This window comes from Nostoc favosum CHAB5714 (genome assembly GCF_020829495.1).
GTDB classification, from domain to species: domain Bacteria; phylum Cyanobacteriota; class Cyanobacteriia; order Cyanobacteriales; family Nostocaceae; genus Nostoc; species Nostoc favosum.
The window spans coordinates 1-21,802 of the sequence record NZ_JAIVFQ010000031.1 but is presented as its reverse complement, the minus strand read 5'-3'; the positions used below and the strand labels follow the sequence as shown (position 1 = coordinate 21,802).

Sequence of the window (21,802 nt, the reverse complement as noted above, 5' to 3'; positions counted from 1 at the left end):
AAAAGTAGCTTAACTGCTAGCTTCCTCACCCGCCTGGAACTAAAGTTCTTTGGCTTTTAGCTAAAGTCTACTAAAGTAGACTAAAGATTTTTCGGATTATTTAGTCATCTTTAGATGACTTTCGCTATTAGCAAGGAACTTTAGTTCCTTGCGGGACATAGCTTTCACGTTAAGTTGACACCAATGATAGATGTGCGTTTGTTTTAATATATTTATAGGAGATATATCAGTGAAAAAGAAACCAGAAAATTTTGCTTCATCATCAGCATCTATTCTCACCCTTGGATTAGGCTGGTTCCCCAAGAGTCCCGGAGGATTAGAAAGGTATATTTATGAACTAACTCATAAATTAGCTGCAAATAAAGACCAGGTTGAATTATGCGGAGTTGGTCTACCAGAGATTGAAATAAATTCGCCGATTAAGCTGACTAATTTGGCTTCTGTTGATAGTGCTATTTGGCAAAGATTATGGTCGATTCGCACGAATTTCCAGAAAACAAGAACAAGCAAACCAGATGCTATTAATTTGCACTTTGCATTATATAGCTTTCCTATTTTAGATATTTTGCCAAAAGGAGTACCAGTTACTTTTAACTTTCATGGGCCTTGGGCTTCTGAAAGTCAGCAAGAAGTGGTTAATAAAAACCTTAGTCTTTTAATCAAGCACTGGCTAATAGAAAAAAATACTTATAATCGCTGCGATCGCTTCATTGTTTTGAGCAAAGCATTTGGTAAAATTCTACATGATAAATATCAAGTACCGTGGAGCAAAATTAATATTATTCCTGGTGGAGTTGATATTAACTGGTTTCAGCCAAATTTATCACCCCAGGAGGCTTGTACAAAACTAGGCTGGCCAAGTAATCGCCGGATCATATTTACATCACGCCGCTTAGTACATCGAACCGGAGTTGACAAATTATTGCAGGCACTGGCTATAATTAAGCCCAGAATACCAGATGTTTGGCTAGCGATCGCAGGTCGTGGTCACATCCAACCTGCACTACAACAACAGGCTACAGAATTAGGGCTAGATGACAACGTTACATTTTTAGGTTTTCTACCTGATGAGCAATTGCCTATAGCTTATCAAGCTGCTGAATTAACCGTCATGCCTAGTCAATCTTTTGAAGGATTTGGATTAGTAATAATCGAGTCTCTAGCGTGTGGTACTCCTGTTTTATGTACCCCAGTTGGTGGAATGCCAGAAATTTTATCAGGATTTTCACCCGATTTAATTACTACTTCAACAGAAGCCTCAGCCATTGCTGAAAAATTAGAGCAAGTGCTTTTGGGAAATATCCCCATACCTTCACGAGAAACCTGTCGCCAGTACGCTACCACACACTACAACTGGAATCAAATCGCCCAACAAGTACGAAAGATTTTATTAGCTTAAACAAGTGATTGACTTTTCACGTTATGTGGAAAATCCACGAAACACCTAACCCCCTAACCCCCAACCCGTGGCGGGAAGGGGGAAAATTCAAAGTCTCTCTCTTCTTAGGAGAGAGAAATAGAAGAGAGGTTTTCCAGATACCGTGAAAAGAAAAGTCAAAAACAAGTGATTATAATAGATATTAGGGGTGCTACGTAAGTCAAATTAGATAAAATAGAGGTTTAATGAGAATTTTTTTTCTAGACCAAAGTGGTAAACCAGGCGGCGCAGAATTGTGTCTAATAGATATTGCTAAACCTTATGGTGATTGCGCTTTGGTAGGTTTATTTGCAGATGGGTCATTTAAAAGTTTACTACAGCAAAATAATATCCCAGTAGAAGTTCTCGCAACTCAAGCAATCCAAGTTCGCAAAGAAAGCAGTTTGCTACAAGGATTAAAGAGTCTCGGACAACTTGCACCTTTGATTACTAAGGTAGTTAAAATAGCGCGTGAATATGATTTAATCTATGCCAATACTCAAAAAGCATTAGTTGTCGGAGCATTAGCAAGTTTTTTCAGCCGTCGCCCTCTGGTTTATCATTTACATGATATTCTTTCCACAGAACATTTTAGTCAAACGAATCTTCGTATTGCTGTTAACTTAGCTAATCGTTTTGCATCATTAGTAATTGCCAATTCCCAAGCTAGTAAAACAGCCTTTATACAAGCGGGAGGACGTACAGATATTATCGAAGTTGTCTATAACGGCTTTGAAACGAAAAATCATCAAACTGATGAGTCTGACATTGATAAATTACAGCAACAGTTAGGATTGCAAGGAAAATTTGTAGTCGGACACTTTAGCCGTCTTGCACCTTGGAAAGGGCAGCATATTTTAATTGATGCCCTTGCCAAATGTCCACCAGAAGTGACAGCAATCTTAGTGGGTGATGCACTGTTTGGCGAACAAGATTACGTCCAACAGTTACATCAACAAGTTGCTGAACTGGGATTAGAAAACCGCGTCAAATTTTTAGGATTTCGTTCTGATATTCCTCAGTTAATGGCAGCTTGTGACTTGGTAGCACATACCTCTACTTCCCCAGAACCCTTTGGTAGAGTGATTGTTGAGGCGATGCTATGTGGAAAACCTGTAGTTGCAGCAAAAGCTGGCGGTGTAATGGAATTAGTAGAACATGGACTTAATGGCTTTCTAGTAACACCAGGAGAACCCCAGGAACTTGCACAAGTAATTATCACCTGTCTTCAGGAGACGGAAATAACTGCAACTATAGCTAATAATGCCCAGACTACTGCTAGTCGGCGTTTTGATGTTTCAATTATTAATCAGCAAATTGCCCAACTGCTGTCTCAGAGATTATAAATACCTGGTTACAGCAGTTTTCATTTATTTGAACCACATATATTGTAGGGGCACAGCAATGCTCATTGGTGTCAACTTAACGTAAAAGTCATGTCCAGCAAGGAACTGAAGTTCCTTGTTAATAGCAAAAGTCATATTTTGATGACTAAATATACCCAAAAATCTTTAGTCTACTTCAGTAGACTTTAACTAAAAGCCAAAAAACTTTAGTTCCAGGCGGGTGAGGAAGCCAACAGTTAAGCTATTTCTAGCTTACCAACTAATTCACGAGATTCCAAATCAGAGAGTTGTTGGGCGATGCCTACGACGGCAAGCTACGCTAATCTTGCTTCTAACTTAGCTACACTAAACTGGTTACGCAGATATTCCAAATGAGCGATGGCATTTGCTTTATCAACAGTTAATCGAATTTGGGTGTCTATTGCTTTTTGATATTCCTGATTCACAAGCAGCACTTCAAAGCGACGAGCCTTGCGTTGAGCATCATTTTTCAAATCCATCTCAAAGGCGGCGACACGATCCGCATTGCCTTCAAATCGGTTAATTTGGTGCTGCACTGCCATCAACTGAGAGTCTATTTCATTAGCCCGTTGGGCAGCTTGTGCGATGCCTTCGGCAAGGGCTTCGCCCAACGCAGCTGGATAATGACTCAGTTGCATCATTTAATAATTTTCCTCTCAGGTCAAATCTACTCATGATTCCGTTAGCCGTCATATCTATCATGCCCGCATAAGTTATGCTAACCACAGTCATTACACCCCACACGCTATCCGGCTCCACGCAGGTGAACCCCAAGACCGCACTGGCTCCCCTTAATCCCCTCCCCGCAAGCAGGAGGGGAGACAAAGCGACGATTGTCGGGGTGGGGTTCTTCAGGTTTAATAAGTAATCAAGCGGACATGATATCAGACTCAAGTCTGCGGCTACACCAAGTAAGCCTGCTTATGCAGGCTTTATTTTCTGCTAAATTCTGCACTATAGCTCAAGCCGCTTCCCGCAGTTGTGGTTGTGACGGCACACTCACTTCTGGAAATGATAGCGAGAGTTGTTCGGCTTGAGGGACTGCGGCTTGCTCCAAAACTTGAACTTCGATATTCACGCTCACTAAATAACTGCCTGTATCAGCACCAACCGCTTCAGCAATTAATTTGGCAATGTCTGGGCGTTTGGCAGTCAACGGGTCACGTAAAATACACCGATCCCATTCATGCTTGGCAGTCGGATTGAGGTTGAGAATGTAATGCTTCATCATCGAACTAACCCTTGAATCCATCTTCCAGAAGGTTTTCACAGAGCCGTTATATATTTGGTTAGGCTTTGTGAACGCTATATATATTATAGTATCTTTGTACTAAATCGGGCAATATCTGAGTGAGAAAGTAGGGAATATAGACCATTGGTAGGAGCGTACAGGTGTGTATTCTGACAATTCAGGTCTGTGGAGAAGCTAACGATTAACCTAACCCCCTTCCCGACGCTCTAAGGGGGAAATTCAAAGTTTCTCTCCTTTTAGGCTACGGTGTATACACAAGCTTTGCCCCGGCCATATCTTTATTAATAAATCTCGCACTGCGTTTCTATCCCGCCTCGGAATGAATTCCGAGTCTCATAGCTGAAGTCCACTCAAGTGGACTAAATAATCAATTCAGTCCACTTGAGTGGACTTCAGCTATCAGCCCTGAACTTTAGTTCTGGGCGGGATGTGGGTGAATGTAACAGTTTCACTCTGAGAAAAATGTGGGTAGAGGATTTTTCGACTTGTGCGTACACCGTAGCCTTTTAGGAAAGAGAAATAGAAGAGAGGTTTTCCAGCGTGTATTAGCCATATTCCCGTGCTACATCCCATTATTTTAGGGGCTGTGTTGTAATCCAGACGCGAATAATCAAAGCGCGATCTTATCTGTTCCCTTCTTCTCAAATTTGGTAGCGGGTGTAAATTTCCAATCTCCAATAGAAAATCTGCCCATAGGTAATTTCTAACATCAAGCTATTACAACTAAGCTTACAAAGTAACGCCTAATTTTTATATAAATCGCTATATGGTAGATATCTATATTATTGACCTATTTGTGATTGGTCTACTTCTGCTGATGGTCACATTAGGGTCAGGTTGGATTGCTCGTTTACCTCTTTCTTTTGCCCTTATCTATCTACTAGTTGGTATTTTGCTAGGCCCTTACGCCTTTGGGCTGATTCAATTACGTCGGGATGAAGTTTTTAATGCCCAAGTGCTGGAAAAAATAACAGAATTTGTAGTAATTATTTCTGTGTTTAGCTGCGGCTTAAGAATTGTTCGTCCTCTCAGATTGGGGACTTGGGATATTACAGCCCGATTGATTGTATTTCTGATGCCAATTTCAATTTTTGCGCTGGCTGTTGTGGGTAAATTGTTTTTAGGGATGAGTTGGGGAGAAGCGATTTTATTAGGAGCAATTCTCGCACCTACCGATCCAGTATTAGCATCAGAAGTACAACTGACCGATATAAACGACCAAGATGAGTTGAGATTTGGTTTAACTTCTGAAGGTGGGTTAAATGATGCTTTAGCTTTTCCCTTTGTTTATTTTGGCCTTCATGCATTAAAAGATGACAACTGGGAGAACTGGTTTAAACAGTGGATTGCGGTTGATTTAATTTGGGCGATCGCAGCTGGCATTGTTATGGGAATTGTTGTTGCCAAATCTCTAGTTTGGATTGAACAAAAACTTCAAAAACGCCGTCCTGCCGATGAGTTAATGGAAGATTTTATTGCTATCAGCACAATTCTAATAACTTATTCCTTAACAGAAATGGTGAATGGCTATGGATTTTTGGCAGTATTTGTTGCTGGTTTAGTTGTCCAACGCAGTTACAGAAATCCTGAAAAACCGCTAGCACAATTGGAATTTGTTGAAAAAGTTGAAAAGCTGCTGGAAGTTGGGACAATTTTACTATTGGGTTCAATATTATTATTCCAGCCAATGCTCAACTATGCTATGCAATCTTTATTAGTGATAGTTTTATTATTCTTGATAATCCGACCTGTAGGAGTTTGGATTAGCACAATAGGTAAACGTCCTATAGACTCACACCGCCGAACCTTGCACCCAGGAACTCGGTGGTTATTTGGATGGTTTGGTATTCGCGGTGTCGGCTCTTTATATTATCTCGCCTATGCCTTTGGTCATGGTTTAAAAGGTGAAGCTGCCGAACAAATTGCTTGGATAACTTACACTACTATTGTAGCTTCTGTGATTATACATGGCATCAGTGCAACTCCATTGATGAAGTGGTATGAGCGCAATATTGCTAATCAGAGAAACGCTACTCCTCCCGCCACAATAGATGAATTTGAGTAAAAGCGATTTAATTTTCTAAACCTGTCACTCAAAACCGGAGAGAGGCTTTTAATTTTTACTCCCCTTCCAGTAACAAAAGTTTTTCCGCTTCCCTCTCCTCGTAGGAGAGGGTTAGAGAGAGGTCGGGAAGGGGTTGGGGGTTAGGTCTATATTTCCTATTTCCCCGTCACCTTTTCAATAACTTCTTTCGCTTTTTCCCCAAAACTTTCTGGGGGATTTTGTGCTTGTTCAGCCTTCAAATTCCTTTCGTAAGTCTTCTCTATAGTATTAAGGTTTTTTGAATCTTTTATTGCTTGCTCATAAGCTTCTTCTCGTTCTTCTTCTTGAATACCAACACCTGGATCAAATTCGTTAGCACGATTAATTTTTTCTTCAGAATTTGGTTTATACTCTGGCGGTATTAGCTTTAATTCTTCAAGAGTAGTTGCATAACTAGCTTGCTGAACAAAAATGAAAGAACCTGACAAGCTAATGAAAATAATTAAACCAACGACCAAAAAGCTTGAACTTAACGCTTGCTTTAAAGTTAATAAAATTTTTTGCACAAAAAACTCCTCTTGTTGTTTTGTTATAAGCCTTCGTTATGTATAAATGTATTCAATATTCCAGGCTCACAGGCATCCTATATGTTTAGGTACAGTTTTTACTTCTACCGCAAGGTATATTAATTTTTGCCTCTAGTAGGGGCGTGCAAATGTCACTGGTGTCAACTTAAGCTAGAAATAGCTTAACGTTGGCTTCCTTCCTCACCCGCCTGGAACTAAAGTTCTTTGGCTTTTAGCTAAAGTCTACTTAAGTAGACTAAAGATTTTTGAGTATATTTAGTCATCTTCAGATGACTTTAGCTATTAGCAAGGAACTTCAGTTCCTTGCGGTACATGACCAAATAATTCGTAATTTATAATTCGTAATTCGTAATTAAAGGTACAGAGCAACTAACTAAAGTTTATGGAGACAAATAAATTTATTCCTTATTTCAGAGCAAGCGACTTCAGTCGTGGGGTAATAATTACGAACTTGTACTGAGCCTTGGGAGAGCGTAGCCGACTTGTACTGAGCGGCGTCGAAGTAAGGGCGTAGCCGAAGTATTACGAATTATAAATTACGAATTATTTTGACTTTTACGTTAAGTTGACACCAATGTACAAATGTACGCCCCTACCTTTGTATCTGAATATTTCGTGAAATCGGATGAAATTTTCATCCAGTGTGCTTAACTCAAGCGTATTAAATAATTCGTAATTCGTAATTCGTAATGGGCAACTCTTAGAGACGCTAAACGCGAACGCCCCGCAACGCTTTCGTAAATTTTGTTTTGTATTAGCGAAGCGTTAGCGAGTCCGCGAGCGTCTGGGGATTTAACTCCAACACAAAACAAAATTTTTATTGAACCGGGGGACTTAAACCCACGGAACTAGTTAAGCTATAACCAACTGTGATTAATTTTAATTCCTCGACTTTGCATTACCTCTTCAAATAAATCTGTTGGTAGGGCTTCTTCTACAGCAAAAACACCTGGTTTCTTGAGTTTACCTTCTAGCAATAACTGGGCAATACTACCTGTGCCGCAACCAGAAGCCACCGCTGTATTTTCATGCACTACAGTTGAACAATAAACGGCGGTTTCACCATTTTTTTGCCCTGTAACTTCTGAACGAACTGCTACACCAATCCCACTAAAATTATTAGTGACATCTGTCATCGAATGGCTGACATGAGACAGAAATTCAATCATGTAACGGCGCTGCATTAACCACTTGGGAAAAACGTGTGCCGCAATCCAAGTTAGGTGATTGTAAAAATCGGGAACAGAGCCAAACTTAGTAATTACAGTTTTTACTGATGGGAAAGCTTTCGGCAGTGTAAAGGTTTCTGGCATATCAAACCAGTAAACTCCGGTGCGTCCATAGGGAGGTGGAAACTTGATTAACTCTCTTTCACTATAAGGCTTAATTATCTTCCATTTTCCATCTATCCAAGTCTCAAAAGGATACTGCAACCCAAGAAAAGTTGTCCGCATCACTGTAATGCCAGCACCGCCAGAACCGGAAACTAAATAACTTAAATGGATCTTTTCTGGTTTATCAAATTGTTCAACACCTTGACGTACCATGCTGTTAGAAATGCCAGGGAAAATACCAGTATTAATAATTGCTGTCACACCAGCAGCAGCAGCTTGTTCACTAAAATTGAGAGCTTTACTGGTATAAGAACGATGGTCGCTGACATCTACATAGTTAACGCCTTGAGCAATACAGGTTTCAAGAACATTAGTATCTCGATAATGAAATGGCCCAGCACAGTGGATGACTAAGTTAGAGTTTGCGATCGCATCTCGCAACTTGTCAACTTCTGCCAAGTCCAATACCAAAAACTGCACTTGTCCTCCCGAAGACAAGCTAACAGCCTTCCCAAACTCCGCAGAACGTCCAGTAATCGTAATTTGTGCCTGCGTATGGGTAGCAAGATCCTGAGCAACAGTGCTACCAATCCGCCCGCGTCCACCAAGAATTAAAACGCTGTCTGTCATTACTCCAGATTCGCAACACTAACCTTATTTCACCAGTTTTATGTCCTGTTTGCCATCGGTTACAGGTATGACTTATACCATTTCAGGAAATTTATTTCTGCTACAAAGATGTTGCTGCCGACATACAGTCGTATGCCCCTACTAGTCTGTAAACAAGTTCGTAGTAAGGACTTTAGTCCTTAGAAAATAAGGACTAAAGTCCTTACTACAAACCCTCAAAACTAACTTGGACATTGTACTACCTTTGCGCCTCAATTTGCCTGACTACCGTTAGCGCCGAATAACTCACTCCAGCAGTACCTTCACCTGGATGGGTGGAGTCACCAACTAACCACAAATGCTGGATTGGTGTACGATTTGCGAATCCAAAGGGGCCAAAGGTAGGAATTCTTTGACCAATACCGCCAACTATACCGCGATCGCGGGCTGTAAAATAGGCAAAAGTGTGCGGTGTTGCGGCTTCTTGATGAATAATAGTTTCTGGTTTGAGATAGAAGTATTGGGCAAGACGAGCGATCGCTTCTTGGGTAAACTTTTCTTTTAGTCCTTCATAATCATCAGTCTGCCACCATTGTGCAGGATCGACAAATGAAGAAGCAATAATTGTCGCTTTCCCCTCCGGTGCGCGGCCGTCTCCAGGATGACTGACGGAAACAAATAGGGAATTATTCTCACCAATCGGGCCATTGACATCGTACAGAAATTGTAGGTGGGGAGGGCATTCAGGCGGAATCGCGCTGGCATCTACACCCAAATACACCACAAACGCACCCGATGCTTGGGGCAGTTTTTCCACCCGGTTTTTATATCCAGATGGCGCTTGTTTTCCCAATAACTGCACCAAGTTTTGCACGGTGACATTGGTAACTATGTGGTCGGCGGCTTCTGTCCAGACTTCGCCAGTTTTTTGATTTCTAATGACTACAGCAGTAGCTTTGCCGTTTTCTACTTTGATTTGTTCTACAGTGTGGCGCATCAACAATTTGCCGCCATCTCTTTCTAAGGATTGTACCAGGCGATCGCTTAATACTTGCATACTTCCCTGGAGGTGAAACAATCCTTGGGGCAGTTGGGATACACTTAACGCTGTGGCGGCATAAAGTAATGCTGTCTGTTCTGCATCCACCTGGGAGTATAGCTTCAATTGCAAATCTAAAAAAGTTCTCAGTCGTTGGTCATTTCCCAGTCCACATAACCGTAAAGCATCTCCCACCGTAAACAAAGTGAAGGGTACAGTAATTAATGTACTAGGACGCACCGCTTGCGCTAGCTGCCACAAATCCCATAAATTACGTGGTGGTAGCACCGGATCGCGTCCTTGAAATTCCCAACTGGCATCAAACAAAGTTGCCATCAATTGCCAAAACGGTTCGCTACCGGGAAACTGTTTTTGTCGTTCCTCTTGCCATTTCTTTTGGTCGCGCCAGACATTAATCGGTGTGCTTTCCCCAGGTAAATACACCGCACAAGCAGGATCACAAGGCGTTGCTTGCGGTAAATCTATTTGCAATTCTGAGAAAATGCGGTGGTGAATTCCCCCTGGTTCCAACCCCGCAACCTGAGTTGCGCCCACATCAAAAGTAAATCCCTGGCGTTTAAACGTCGAAGCACAGCCTCCTGGTACGAGAGCCTGATCCAAAATTAAGACGCTGTAACCTCTATGAGCTAATAATGCTCCAGCAGTCAGTCCACCTATTCCCGCACCGATAACGACGACATGAGAGTTACTTTTGTCAAGAGTAATGCTGGACATTGATTAGCTTCTTTAAAATTCTTAATATTTTTAATTATAATTTTACCTTAATCTCTAAGTTAAAGAGGGTGCGATTTCTCAGTTGAGTCCAATAGAGACCTAACCCCCAACCCCTTCCCTACTAGCGTTGGGGAGCAAGATTCAAAGCCTCTCTCCTCTTAGGAGAGAGGTTTGGAGAGAGGTCAAAGTCTATTGCATACAAACGAGCGTAAGCGTAGCCCGTCGTAGACATCGCTATATTATCCCGCGATTTGAATCACGGGCGGATCAACGTGACATCTCCTACACTGACTCTACGAGTACAGTGTAGGCTTCCAAGACAATCCGGCTATTGCTTAGGAGACTCTTGGCTTTAAGAACGCGATGCCCCAGCGCTCTGTTTTTTATATTTATTGCTGCATTATGGTCACGGTCAAGGCTACATCCGCATTGACAAGAATGCCATCTTTCATGCAGCTTTTTAGGTACTTTCATTCCACAGCTAGAACAATCTTGTGACGTATTCTTAGGATTTACAGCTATTACCAACAAACCAGCATTTTCGGCTTTGTTTGACAGTATCGACAAAAAGCTTGACCATCCCGCGTCATGCATAGATAAAGCTTGCCGCGACATGACAAGTCCTTTAACATTGAGGTCTTCATGAACTACAACATCATATTTTGACAGCAGTCGCAAGGCTGTTTTGAAGTGAAAATCTTTGCGTTTATCAGCAACTTTTTTGTGTTGCTTACCCAATTGCTTAACAGCTTTGCGTCTACGATTACTGCCTTTTTTACGGCGTGAAACACGTTTTTGAATGACACGTAACCGTTTTTGAGACTTGCGGTAGTGTTGAGGGATTGCAACAGGTTCACCATCAGAAGTTGTTAAAAACTCCTTTAAACCAAGGTCAATACCTGTAATTGATTCAGGATTGATATTAGGCTTAATAGTTGGAACTGTTGGGTCTTCTAGACTGAGAGTGATGTAGTACCCGTCAGCTTTTTTGGTGACAGAGGCAGTCTTTGTCTTAAACCCGTCAGGTATGGGACGATGCAAAATAACTTTAATATTTCCCAGTTTCGGAAGATTTATTAAACTGCCTTGAATACAATCATCCTTCATCTGTGGATAAGTAAAAGTCCGGTAACGGTCACGAGACTTAAAGCGAGGTCTACCGCTTCTCTTGCCGTTGCTATCCCCACCTAGAAAACGGTCGAATGTCACCTTAACCCTTTTAACTACATCCTGTAAAACTTGTGAGTGAATATCACTGTAATGAGGATGTGTCTTTTTGAGATTGGGTAAAGTTTTCTTTTGACTGTAATAGTCAGGATTGTCCCTCAACTCTGGAAGATAACAGATAAGAGGACAAGCGTTAATTGGACAACGATTTTGCTCATACCAATTAAATCTGTCAGCCAACAGATAGTTGTACTGTGAACACAACATCGACAACCACCTATCTATTTCAGTAGCTTGTTGTTTTGTTGGTCGCAGCTTATATTGATATGCAGTCCTCATTTATTTATTACCTTCTTTGTATTATTATAATCCCATAAATGTAGTGACTATGATGGTACGAAAATGAAAAATAAATATTTACAAATACGAATAAGTGAACGCCGATTAAATAAGTTACGCCTATATTCAGTATGGAAAGATAAGACTATGACTCAAATACTTGAAGACTTTATTGACTCGTTGCCAACTCCAGGGATTGACAAAAACTCGGACACCCCTAATCCTCGTTGAGTGATAGTCAACATCGGTTAGGGGTGTACCTCGTTTTTGTCCGGCTATTCATCCCACACCTCCCTACGGGTAGGATGTGGGGCTTCTAACCGTTTGAGCTAAACCCAGAAAATTGGAAATCAACGGGAGCGGTCTAACTCGTGACGGGAGCGGTCTAACTCTTAACGGGAGCGGTCTAACTCTTAACGGGAGCGGTCTAACTCTTAACGGGAGCGGTCTAACTCTTAACGGGAGCGGTCTAACTCTTAACGGGAGCGGTCTAACTCTTAACGGGAGCGGTCTAACTCTTAACGGGAGCAGTCTAACTCTTAACGGGAGCAGTCTAACTCTTAACGGGAGCGGTCTTCCTTGCAATGTGCTTGCACTCACAATCAAATCTCTACCTCAGCCAATGCCTCATAGCTGAGATTGAAGCATTTTCAATTGCCTATTCAACGTTTTAGCCTTAACGTGGAACTGCTAACTATATATTAAAGACGCGAGGAGTGATCATGGGGCAGACACAGGAGCTAGGACAGATTATCATCCTGAATGGTGCCCCGCGATCGGGAAAGTCGAGCATTGTCGCAGTTATCCAGGAGACATTTGATGGTCTGTGGATGAACTTGGGTGTCGATAGGTTTATGCAAATGACTCCCCCACGATACCTACCTGGGATCGGTCTGCGGCCAGGGGGAGAACGCCAGGACATCGAACCCCTTGTTCCCATTCTGTACAGCGCCATGTATGAGTCCATTGCCGCCCACAGCCGCTTGGGTCTGAATGTCGTGGTTGATGTCGGACACCATGACGCCTACGCAATCCCACGGGGCATTCTGGCCGATAGTGCGCGGCGTTTGAACGGATTGCCGGTCTTGTTCGTAGGCGTTCGTTGCCCAATTGAGATTATTATGGAACGGCGACAAAAGACGGGGGGGAAAGTAGGAAGTACAGCCGACTCGTTGATGCCACATCCGGTTCAATTATGGCAACGTGAAGTCCACATCCCTGGCATCTATGATCTTGAAGTCGATACCTCGTTGTTAAGCCCAGGTGCGTGTGCCGAGGTGATACGCAAGCACCTCGTAGATATTCCAGCGCCGTCGGCATTTCAACGACTTGCTGCACACCATACTTAAGCTATCGTTATCAATATTGCAACTGTAGCGGTTCCACAACTTACAGAAGAGTTAAATTAAAGATATGCTTTTCTAGGCGAAACAAAGTATGCGCTACCAAGTTGTGCTTGTCAACTTAATATTTTGACCGAATTCAGCCGAATCACTGGTTCTGAATACAAAGTAAACAACTCACTCAAAACTTCTTCCCCAGCAATTTCTCCAAGGCTGGTAAATCGTTCTATCTGTACAATATTACATCACGATGTGTAAGGGCACGGCAGTGCCGTGCCCCTACGGGTGTACCTCACGTAAACGAGAACTGCTATATGAACAATCAACTGTACGAACGAGATTTTAATCTGTGGCGAGAAAGCATTATTGAGCAAATTAAAGAACATCGTTTTAATGACATAGATTGGGAGCATTTGCTTATAGAATTAGAAGACATGGGAAAGTCAGAAAAACGGTCATTTATGAGTAATTTAACAATCTTGATTGCTCATTTACTCAAGTTAACCGTTCAATCTGATGCTCCTGAGATGATGAAAGGAAGCTGGTATAGTTCTGTTACAGAACATCGTTTTCGAGTAAAAAAGGATTTGGAAGAAAATCCTTCTTTCAAAAACTATATTACTGAAGTTATTTCTCAAACCTATATTGATGCTCGCAAACTGGCAATCAAAGAAAGTAAAAAAGCTAAATTAGGAGTGAGAAAACCAACGGACACAGAATATCCTCTCGATTGCCCTTTTCTGATAGAACAGTTATTAGATGAAGATTTTTATGGAGACAGCGATTAACAGTTATTAGTTGTGTTCCATAGTTAAGTTACACAAAAATATATAGCGGTTCTCGTTTATGTGAGGTACATCGGTAGGGGCATGGCACTGCCCATTGGTGTCAACTTAAGCTCAAACGCTTATCCCATAGGCGTTTTACCCCACACGCTATCCGGCTCCACGCAGGTGAACCCCAAGACCGCACTGGCTCCCCTTAATCCCCTCCTGCTTGCGGGGAGGGGAAGTTTTGGCTTTAGACAAAACTGGGGTGGGGTGACGCGTCGAGTGATGGGTAAGTGAGTGAACTCAATATCATTCAGAGTGCGTTTCGCTTTTTTGTTAGTTGAGAATTTAGGATTATCAATTTGATACCTATCCGACAAGTGAACAAGTTTGGTTATGGGAGCATCCCACTTTTTTACATGTCATTGCGAGGAACGAAGCAATCGCAAAATTCTTTAGGTCAAAACGAGTCCATGAGATTGCTTCGTCGTTCCTCCTCGCAATGACAGTTATTCTCTCATTGCAAAATAAAAACTGGGATGCACCTAAATGTAATAGAGTATATAGCGCACCAAAAAGATTAAATCAGAACACCCTTCAGGGTGTTATTAGCTTTCATCAAGAGCCTGAAGTACGAAATACGCAACTGCGTTGCTGTTTCTCAGGGGTTTTCAGCATTTCCCTTATAATTTCTTTGCCTCATCGCGTCTTCTTTGAGCTTTTGCGTCTCACCGACTCCCCCAATCGACCTTTGCCAAATTGGCGTGAGATTATTGTATGTTTATTACTACAATTACAATTGATGCTAGATAATGGGAAAGCTTTGACATTTGCTTGCCAATCTAGCCCGGAAACAATAACTAACACTTATGCGAACTCACTATTGCGGCGAACTCCGAAAAGAACATATTGGAGAAACTGTTACCTTTTACGGATGGATAGACCGTCGCCGCGATCACGGTGGTGTGATATTTTTAGATTTACGCGATCGCTCTGGAATTGTCCAAATCGTCAGCGATCCGCAACGCACCCCAGATTCTTACGAACAGGCAAACGCCCTGCGAAATGAATATGTTGTCGAAATCACTGGTAGGGTAACACAACGTCCCGATGAATCGCTGAATACCCGCATCCCAACAGGCGAGGTAGAAATCTACGCCGATAAAATTCAACTCCTGAATGCTGTTCGCAAACAGTTACCTTTCCAAGTTTCCGTAGCTGACACCGAGACAGTGCGGGAAGACTTGCGGCTGAAATATCGTTATTTGGATTTGCGACGCGAACGCATGGCGCAAAATTTGCAACTGCGTCATCAAATTGTCAAAGCCATGCGGCGTTATTTGGAAGATTTGGAAGGTTTTATCGAAGTCGAAACCCCAATACTTACGCGTTCTACCCCAGAAGGGGCGCGGGATTATGTTCTACCCAGTCGCGTCAATCCTGGTGAGTGGTATGCTTTGCCGCAATCACCCCAGCTATTTAAACAATTGCTGATGGTATCCGGCTTAGATAGATATTATCAGATTGCGCGTTGCTTTCGTGACGAAGATTTACGCGCCGACAGACAACCGGAATTTACCCAGTTGGACATGGAAATGAGCTTCATGTCCCAAGAAGAAATTATCGAACTGAATGAAAGCTTAGTTTGTCATATCTTCAAAACAGTTAAAGGTATTGAGTTACAGCGTCCTTTCCCCCGCCTCACTTACGCTGAGGGGATGGAACGCTACGGGAGTGATAAACCAGATACCCGCTATGGTTTGGAATTAGTTGATGTCTCAGATATTGTCAAAGACTCTGGTTTCAAAGTCTTTCGGGACACTGTTACTAATGGTGGTATCGTCAAAATCCTGCCCATTCCCAACGGTAACGATGTAATTTCTAATGTCCGCATTAAACCAGGCGGTGATTTATTTAAAGAAGCCAGTGAAGCCGGTGCTAAAGGTTTAGCTTATATCCGCGTCAGGGATGATGGCGAAATTGACACCATTGGCGCGATTAAAGACAACCTCAGCGTTGAACAAAAAGAAGAAATTTTACGCCGTACAGGTGCAAAAGCTGGACATTTGCTGTTGTTTGGGGCTGGTGATGCTGCTACAGTTAATAAGACATTAGATAGATTACGGCAAGCGATCGCTAGAGAATTTAACTTAATTGATCCAGAAAAAATCAACTTACTCTGGATTACAGATTTCCCCATGTTCGAGTGGAATGCTGACGAAAAACGTCTAGAAGCACTCCACCACCCATTCACAGCACCACATCCTGATGATTTGAGCGATTTAAAAACTGCACGCGCCCAAGCTTACGACTTGGTACTTAACGGCGTGGAAGTTGGCGGCGGAAGTCTGCGGATTTATCAGCGAGAAATTCAACAGCAAGTCTTTGAAGCGATTGGTTTATCTCCTGAAGAAGCACAAAATAAATTTGGCTTTCTCTTAGAAGCATTTGAATATGGTACACCACCGCATGGTGGCATCGCCTACGGTTTAGATCGTTTGGTGATGTTGCTAGCTGGCGAAGAATCCATTCGAGATGTCATTGCTTTTCCGAAAACACAACAAGCACGTTGTTTGTTAACAGATGCACCTTCGAGTGTAGATGCTAAACAGTTGAAAGAATTGCATGTTGCTTCGACTTATAAACCAAAGTCTTAGTAAACTAGGGAATTGTCTAAGTAGGGTGGGCAATGCCCACCAATTACTTGAATTGAGAAAGCAAATATTTTTCTTGATTTCATCTCCCATTTACCTTAACCGAGCAGCATTGGGTGTAAACTGCATTGAAGTGATGAGGACACTCAATGGAAGTTTTCTTGGCTAATATTAATCATCTTGAAAGTGTTTCAGTACTATTTGATCGGTATCGTATTTTTTACAATCAGCCATCAAACCTTGAAGCTGCCAAGGAGTTTCTCAAAGAACGTTTCAACAATAATGACTCGGTAGTGTTTGCAGCTAATGACAATGGGGAATTAGTTGGATTTACTCAGCTTTATCCCAGCTTTTCTTCAGTGTCGATGAAACAAGTATGGATATTGAACGATTTGTATGTGGAAGAGTCGTATCGCCGGAAGGGAATTGCAAAGTTATTGATGAGTGTTGCGGAAGAATATGCAAAAGAGAGTGGAGCCATTCGAGTGATTTTAGCTACTCAAATTTCTAACATAACAGCGCAAAAACTCTATGAAACGCGAGATTACATTAAGAATGAAGAGTTTTACCATTATGCTTTGCGGTTGCAGTAGTGTGGCATGACAACAAACAAACTCAAAGCTTTAGAGCTTTTTGCTGGTATCGGTGGGTTTCGCCTGGGTATGGCAAATGCAAATATTCAAACAGTATGGGCGAATGATATTAATGAACTTTGCTGTAAAGTTTATGAAAGTAATTTTGGCAAAGACTCTATTGTTTTAGGCGATATCAACGAAATCTCCATCTTAGACATTCCCAATCATGATATTTTAACTGCTGGCTTCCCTTGTCAACCTTTTAGTCCTGCTGGTAAAAAACTTGGCGTGAGAGATATAGTTAGGGGAACACTATTTGAGCGCATTATAGAAATATTAGACCAGAAGCAGCCAAAATATTTTTTTTTGGAAAATGTCAAAAGACTTTTGATAATGGAAAACGGCTCTCATTTTAGATTAATTTTAAATGCACTTTCAGAATTAGATTATTTTATTGAATGGCGACTAATTAGCCCCTTGAGCTTTGGTATCCCTCAAAATCGAGATAGAATTTTTATCTTTGGTACAAAGTTAAGCTCAACAGATATAACACCTAATACTTTAGAAAAGCTATCAGTTTTTTTAACTACAGAAGACAATATTTTACTGCCAAGCCTCGAAGCTCCATTGGTAAAATACATGTTGCCAATTATGACGATGGACAGGAAAAATAATAATTGGGGAATTGCCTATCAAAATCAGATGTTCACTCAAAATATTTCGTCATTACCTGACATCAAGCCGAGAAAGAGGCTTCAGGATATTCTTCAGGATGAGTCAATGGTGGATACCCAGTTTGATTTTACTGCCGATACGCTGGAGCGGATTAAGCAAAGTAAGCCTGTAAATCGTTATTGTAATGGAGTTGAAATTTTGTACAACCAAGATGGAGGCGCGAGACTTGGTTATACTATATTCGGAACTAATGGCATTGCATCTACATTGACTGCCTCAACATCAAGGCATTATGAACGTTATCAAGTAGGTGATAAATTTCGACGTTTAACTAATATTGAATATGCCAGACTTATGGGTTTTCCTGATGATTGGTGTCAAGTTGCCAGAATTTACGATCAATACGCATTATTTGGGAATGCTATTGTACCAGCTTGTGTAGAGTGGGTGTGCAAAAGAATCGGTCAAAGAAACTTTGAATTGAGTAAATCTGGTTGGCAACAATTAACTTTGGCTATTTAAAAAATGGAAGCGCTAACCTTATCTTCCCTCAAAACTGCTGCACGGGATTTTTGTATTGTACTTAGTGCAACACCGATTCCTAATTTGTATGGGGTTACAGATGGCAAAGCAGTAGGAACGTATGTTGAGTTGACTTTTAATCAATATTTGTCTACAAAGTATGAATACACCCTTGGTAGTGCTGCTTTGGGAATTGATTTTCCCGGATTAGAAGTTGATTTAAAAGTGACATCAATTCGTCAGCCACAATCTTCTTGCCCCTTTCGGAATGCCAGTCAAAAAGTATATGGATTAGGCTATCATCTGCTAATATTGGCGTATGAAAAGATTGATGAGCATAGCTCCCGCACTGCTAATTTAAAATTCCAGAATGTTGTCTTTGTATCAAGAGAAAGAACTGGAGATTATCAAACAACCTACGGGCTAATAGAAATCTTACGCCGTAATGGCAACAAAGAAGATGTAATAGCATTTTTAGAGGAACGCAACTTTCCTTTAGATGAAATTGGGCGTGAAATACTTGCAGAAAGGATTTTGCAGCAACCGCCAGAAATTGGCTACCTAACAATTTCTAATGCACTACAGTGGCGGTTACAATACAGTAGGATTATCCAGGTAGCAACTACGACGGCAATAGTAGGTGTAGAAAATCTACTGTTAGGGTGAAGGAGATTAATCCTGCTGCCACAATAGAATTAAGCTGCTACCCCCAGAATTCCTTATGAGTGAATCTATCATCTTGACAGACGCTGGCTTATTACCAGAAGATTTGTTACCAGATGTTAGTCATCTGGTGACAGAGGACGATGAACCCTTGGATAATCTGCCATCTGAAAAACAACAACGGCTGCTGACAGAAACACTTTACAGTTCTTGGAACGGGCCTAGTAATGCCCAAGGGTTTCTCGTGGCTGCCAATGTAGGGTTGTTTCCCAGTAACAAGCAACCGCCGATTGTGCCTGATGTCTTTTTGAGCCTAGATGTACAAGTAGCTGATAACTGGTGGGAAAGACGGCATCGCTCTTATTTCTTCTGGGATTTTGGTAAACCGCCAGAGGTGGTGATTGAAATTGTTTCAAATCGAGAAGGCAATGAAACAGGACGAAAAATCTTAGAGTATGCCAGGATGCGGGTAATGTACTACATTATCTTTGATCCAACTCGACAACTTAGTGGTGAAGTTCTACAGATGTACGAGTTGCGTGGGCGGCAATATATACCCATGAGTGAGCAATGGCTGACTGAAGTTGAGCTAGGTTTATGTTTGTGGGAAGGTGCGTATGAAGGGAAGCGGGATGTTTGGCTGAGGTGGTGTGACGCTACGGGTAATGTAATTCCTACTGGTGCAGAACGAGCTGAACAAGAACGTTTACGAGCCGAACAAGAATGCTTACGAGCTGAACAAGAACGTTTGCGAGCCGAACAAGAGCGAGAAGCTAAAGAAACTGCTCTGCAACGGGCTGAACGCTTGGCGGCACAGTTACGAGCCTTGGGTGTTGAGCCAGAAGTGTGAGGGTGGGGAATGGGGAATGGGAGAGACGCGATTAATCGCGTCTGTACTGGGGAGTGGGGTAATTGAATTAATTGAAAACGCTGTAAGAGCGAAATTGCCAGGAAACACCCTAAATACAAAAAAAACCCGCCGTAGCGGGTTACACAACAAACTAAGAACATTGAAAACTTGATTTAGCCCGAATACCTCATCTCAGCTTCCAGTTGACGAATCAGTTGTTCGTCGCCCTTTGCTCTGGCTACTTGCAAGCGATGTTCTAGGCTTTTTTGTATACTCTCTCTGTGAGCTTCTTGTGCTTTTCTGGCACTTTGTAGTCTATTTTGATTCATAGTAATTACCCTCTTTAATTTTTTGCTTTATATCTTGTATTCTTAACATAACACATATTTTGTAGCTGTTGCTACAGAATTTTACGACTTTATGTAGATTTTAGGAAAAACATGTCTAAGAAGCATGTAGGTCAACAGCCACTTATGACTTTAATGAGCGATTTCGGCGATCGCGATGTTTATGTAGGCATAATGAAGGGTGTCATAGCCCAAATCAACGCCAGACTTACGGTGGTAGACTTAACGCACCAAATTCCACCGCAAGACATAGCCGCAGCCAGATTTTCCCTGATGAATGCTTATCCCTATTTCCCTGTTGGGACAGTGCATGTGGCAGTAGTAGATCCGGGTGTGGGAAGCAAGCGACGAGCGATCGCAGTAAAATTTGCTCAAGGGTTTCTCGTAGGCCCAGATAATGGTATCTTTAGCGGGTTACTCAGTCAAAGTCCGGCGATCGCAGCCGTCGAACTTACAAATTTTAACTATTGGCGAACTCCCCAACCAAGCAAGACTTTTCACGGTAGAGATATTTTTGCACCAGTGGGAGCTAATCTTGCTAGTGGTGTCCCTCTCAAACAGCTAGGACAAGAAATTGATCCAGAAAGTTTGGTAAAACTGGATATAGGCGAGTGTAAGCAAACAACCACTGGTGTAGTGGGTTGCATTCAATATATTGACCACTTTGGCAACTTAGTGAGCAACATTGCAGGAAGTTACGTACAAGGCAAAACTTGGTCTGTGCAAGTTGCAGGGTTGATTATACCAGGTTGTGAAACTTACAGTGATGTCAACGTGGGAGAGATAATAGCTTTAGTTGGTAGTCACGGCTGGGTAGAAATTGCCATTAATAGCGGCAATGCTCACTCAAAGTTGCAGTTAGACTGGCAAGAAACGCTTCAAGTTGTGCTAAGTTAAAGACCGCATCTGGTGAGTGCCAAATCAAAAGAAACATCAAAAGCGATATCTCCGATGGGCTATTCGGCGTCGCACTTTTGCCTAAAGTCCCAAAAGGTGATGGAATATGTCGCCGCATTCTCAATTTTTTGGATAATAACTAACCTAGAAGATCAGGCGATCGCTGAACTTATAGTAAGCTTGAACTGGTAAACCGTGAAAACCAATGCCCAAGAAAATTAGAGAACTGAAGGCAATGGTAGCGAAAGCTGGATACATTCTTCAGCCAGGTCGAGGAAAAGGAAGTGATACCTATTGGAAACATCGTTGCTACCTGAAGAACCTCTCACCATTCCAGGGAAGGACGGAGATGATGCTCCGCTATATTTGGAGAAGAACATTCAACGGGTACTAAAAAGCTTGGAAGACTTTGAAAACGACGAAGGTGAATAATAGATGAGCTATCACTACAGCATGGTGATTCAATGTTGACATACTCACCGCACCTAAAGGTGCGGTGATTCTTGGCGGCTCACAGCAACTAGCTACTCTTCGTAGTCTTATGGTCGCTCCCCGTCCGTTTAAGGTCGTGCCGATGCCCCATGCCGACCATTTCTATATTTTTGGAAGCATTATC

The 21,802-nt window shown here is 41.9% G+C and carries 18 protein-coding genes and 1 pseudogene; 12 read left to right on the top strand and 7 right to left on the bottom strand.

Going from position 1 to position 21,802, the window contains the following annotated elements; genetic code table 11:
• Window positions 1-229 precede the first annotated feature (229 nt).
• The gene (locus LC586_RS19975; RefSeq protein WP_229486463.1) at window positions 230-1,399 is read left to right on the top strand and encodes a glycosyltransferase family 4 protein; all 1,170 of its coding nucleotides are present in this window, start codon (window positions 230-232) and stop codon (window positions 1,397-1,399) included.
• Between the two features lie 224 nt (window positions 1,400-1,623).
• Entirely contained in the window at window positions 1,624-2,763 is a 1,140-nt protein-coding gene (locus LC586_RS19970; RefSeq protein ID WP_229486462.1) for a glycosyltransferase family 4 protein, read from the top strand.
• A gap of 236 nt (window positions 2,764-2,999) precedes the next feature.
• Here the strand turns inward: LC586_RS19970 and LC586_RS19965 are convergent.
• Both LC586_RS19965 and LC586_RS19960 read right to left on the bottom strand, forming a co-directional pair.
• Window positions 3,000-3,425 (bottom strand): annotated as a pseudogene (locus LC586_RS19965) (hypothetical protein).
• 320 nt (window positions 3,426-3,745) lie between these two features.
• Entirely contained in the window at window positions 3,746-4,015 is a 270-nt protein-coding gene (locus LC586_RS19960) for a hypothetical protein (protein WP_100900343.1), read from the bottom strand.
• Window positions 4,016-4,802: 787 nt separating this feature from the next.
• Between LC586_RS19960 and LC586_RS19955 the strand changes: the two genes are divergently transcribed.
• Window positions 4,803-6,101 carry a cation:proton antiporter gene (locus tag LC586_RS19955; RefSeq protein WP_229486460.1) on the top strand — a complete coding sequence of 433 codons (1,299 nt, stop codon included), beginning with the start codon at window positions 4,803-4,805 and terminating at the stop codon, window positions 6,099-6,101.
• 155 nt (window positions 6,102-6,256) lie between these two features.
• Here the strand turns inward: LC586_RS19955 and LC586_RS19950 are convergent, their stop codons facing one another.
• The 4 genes from LC586_RS19950 to LC586_RS19935 form a co-directional block, all read right to left on the bottom strand.
• The gene (locus LC586_RS19950) at window positions 6,257-6,646 is read right to left on the bottom strand and encodes a hypothetical protein (RefSeq protein WP_229486459.1); all 390 of its coding nucleotides are present in this window, start codon (window positions 6,644-6,646) and stop codon (window positions 6,257-6,259) included.
• Window positions 6,647-7,524: 878 nt separating this feature from the next.
• Complete coding sequence (locus tag LC586_RS19945; protein WP_229486458.1) at window positions 7,525-8,631, bottom strand: saccharopine dehydrogenase family protein; 1,107 nt, start codon at window positions 8,629-8,631, stop codon at window positions 7,525-7,527.
• A 238-nt stretch (window positions 8,632-8,869) separates the two neighbouring features.
• Complete coding sequence (gene crtD / locus LC586_RS19940) at window positions 8,870-10,384, bottom strand: C-3',4' desaturase CrtD (protein ID WP_229486457.1); 1,515 nt, start codon at window positions 10,382-10,384, stop codon at window positions 8,870-8,872.
• 282 nt (window positions 10,385-10,666) lie between these two features.
• Entirely contained in the window at window positions 10,667-11,890 is a 1,224-nt protein-coding gene (locus LC586_RS19935; RefSeq protein ID WP_229486456.1) for an RNA-guided endonuclease InsQ/TnpB family protein, read from the bottom strand.
• 722 nt (window positions 11,891-12,612) lie between these two features.
• Here LC586_RS19935 and LC586_RS19930 point away from each other — a divergent pair.
• The 7 genes from LC586_RS19930 (at window position 12,613) to LC586_RS19900 (ending at window position 19,942) form a co-directional block, all read left to right on the top strand.
• Entirely contained in the window at window positions 12,613-13,239 is a 627-nt protein-coding gene (locus tag LC586_RS19930; protein WP_229486455.1) for a chloramphenicol phosphotransferase CPT family protein, read from the top strand.
• Between the two features lie 308 nt (window positions 13,240-13,547).
• Window positions 13,548-14,021, top strand: coding sequence for a DUF29 domain-containing protein (locus LC586_RS19925; protein WP_229486454.1), 474 nt, complete (start codon window positions 13,548-13,550; stop codon window positions 14,019-14,021).
• A gap of 851 nt (window positions 14,022-14,872) precedes the next feature.
• Window positions 14,873-16,660, top strand: a complete 1,788-nt coding sequence (gene aspS, locus LC586_RS19920; protein ID WP_229486453.1) for an aspartate--tRNA ligase — start codon at window positions 14,873-14,875, stop codon at window positions 16,658-16,660.
• A 146-nt stretch (window positions 16,661-16,806) separates the two neighbouring features.
• Window positions 16,807-17,250: a GNAT family N-acetyltransferase gene (locus tag LC586_RS19915; protein WP_229486452.1), complete on the top strand. Its 444-nt coding sequence runs from the start codon at window positions 16,807-16,809 to the stop codon at window positions 17,248-17,250.
• A gap of 6 nt (window positions 17,251-17,256) precedes the next feature.
• Window positions 17,257-18,429, top strand: coding sequence for a DNA cytosine methyltransferase (locus LC586_RS19910; protein WP_229486451.1), 1,173 nt, complete (start codon window positions 17,257-17,259; stop codon window positions 18,427-18,429).
• 3 nt (window positions 18,430-18,432) lie between these two features.
• Window positions 18,433-19,095 carry a type II restriction-modification system restriction endonuclease gene (locus tag LC586_RS19905; RefSeq protein WP_229486450.1) on the top strand — a complete coding sequence of 221 codons (663 nt, stop codon included), beginning with the start codon at window positions 18,433-18,435 and terminating at the stop codon, window positions 19,093-19,095.
• A 55-nt stretch (window positions 19,096-19,150) separates the two neighbouring features.
• Window positions 19,151-19,942: a Uma2 family endonuclease gene (locus tag LC586_RS19900; RefSeq protein ID WP_229486449.1), complete on the top strand. Its 792-nt coding sequence runs from the start codon at window positions 19,151-19,153 to the stop codon at window positions 19,940-19,942.
• A gap of 173 nt (window positions 19,943-20,115) precedes the next feature.
• On the opposite strand, the gene pirA is transcribed toward LC586_RS19900, so the two are convergent.
• A complete protein-coding gene (gene pirA, locus LC586_RS19895; protein WP_229486448.1) occupies window positions 20,116-20,271 on the bottom strand; it encodes an arginine synthesis PII-interacting regulator PirA in 156 nt (51 codons plus the stop codon).
• A 111-nt stretch (window positions 20,272-20,382) separates the two neighbouring features.
• Between pirA and LC586_RS19890 the strand changes: the two genes are divergently transcribed.
• Entirely contained in the window at window positions 20,383-21,186 is an 804-nt protein-coding gene (locus LC586_RS19890; protein ID WP_229486447.1) for an SAM hydrolase/SAM-dependent halogenase family protein, read from the top strand.
• Window positions 21,187-21,480: 294 nt separating this feature from the next.
• Entirely contained in the window at window positions 21,481-21,618 is a 138-nt protein-coding gene (locus LC586_RS41175) for a hypothetical protein (protein ID WP_306423272.1), read from the top strand.
• Window positions 21,619-21,802 lie beyond the last annotated feature (184 nt).

Coding starts and splice junctions, on each gene's coding strand:
- LC586_RS19970 (WP_229486462.1), top strand. CDS start 1,624: ATGAGAATTTTTTTTCTAGACCAAAGTGGTAAACCAGGCGGCGCAGAA.
- LC586_RS19960 (WP_100900343.1), bottom strand. CDS start 4,015: ATGATGAAGCATTACATTCTCAACCTCAATCCGACTGCCAAGCATGAA.
- LC586_RS19955 (WP_229486460.1), top strand. CDS start 4,803: ATGGTAGATATCTATATTATTGACCTATTTGTGATTGGTCTACTTCTG.
- LC586_RS19945 (WP_229486458.1), bottom strand. CDS start 8,631: ATGACAGACAGCGTTTTAATTCTTGGTGGACGCGGGCGGATTGGTAGC.
- crtD (WP_229486457.1), bottom strand. CDS start 10,384: ATGTCCAGCATTACTCTTGACAAAAGTAACTCTCATGTCGTCGTTATC.
- LC586_RS19935 (WP_229486456.1), bottom strand. CDS start 11,890: ATGAGGACTGCATATCAATATAAGCTGCGACCAACAAAACAACAAGCT.
- LC586_RS19930 (WP_229486455.1), top strand. CDS start 12,613: ATGGGGCAGACACAGGAGCTAGGACAGATTATCATCCTGAATGGTGCC.
- LC586_RS19925 (WP_229486454.1), top strand. CDS start 13,548: ATGAACAATCAACTGTACGAACGAGATTTTAATCTGTGGCGAGAAAGC.
- aspS (WP_229486453.1), top strand. CDS start 14,873: ATGCGAACTCACTATTGCGGCGAACTCCGAAAAGAACATATTGGAGAA.
- LC586_RS19915 (WP_229486452.1), top strand. CDS start 16,807: ATGGAAGTTTTCTTGGCTAATATTAATCATCTTGAAAGTGTTTCAGTA.
- LC586_RS19910 (WP_229486451.1), top strand. CDS start 17,257: ATGACAACAAACAAACTCAAAGCTTTAGAGCTTTTTGCTGGTATCGGT.
- LC586_RS19905 (WP_229486450.1), top strand. CDS start 18,433: ATGGAAGCGCTAACCTTATCTTCCCTCAAAACTGCTGCACGGGATTTT.
- LC586_RS19900 (WP_229486449.1), top strand. CDS start 19,151: ATGAGTGAATCTATCATCTTGACAGACGCTGGCTTATTACCAGAAGAT.
- pirA (WP_229486448.1), bottom strand. CDS start 20,271: ATGAATCAAAATAGACTACAAAGTGCCAGAAAAGCACAAGAAGCTCAC.
- LC586_RS19890 (WP_229486447.1), top strand. CDS start 20,383: ATGTCTAAGAAGCATGTAGGTCAACAGCCACTTATGACTTTAATGAGC.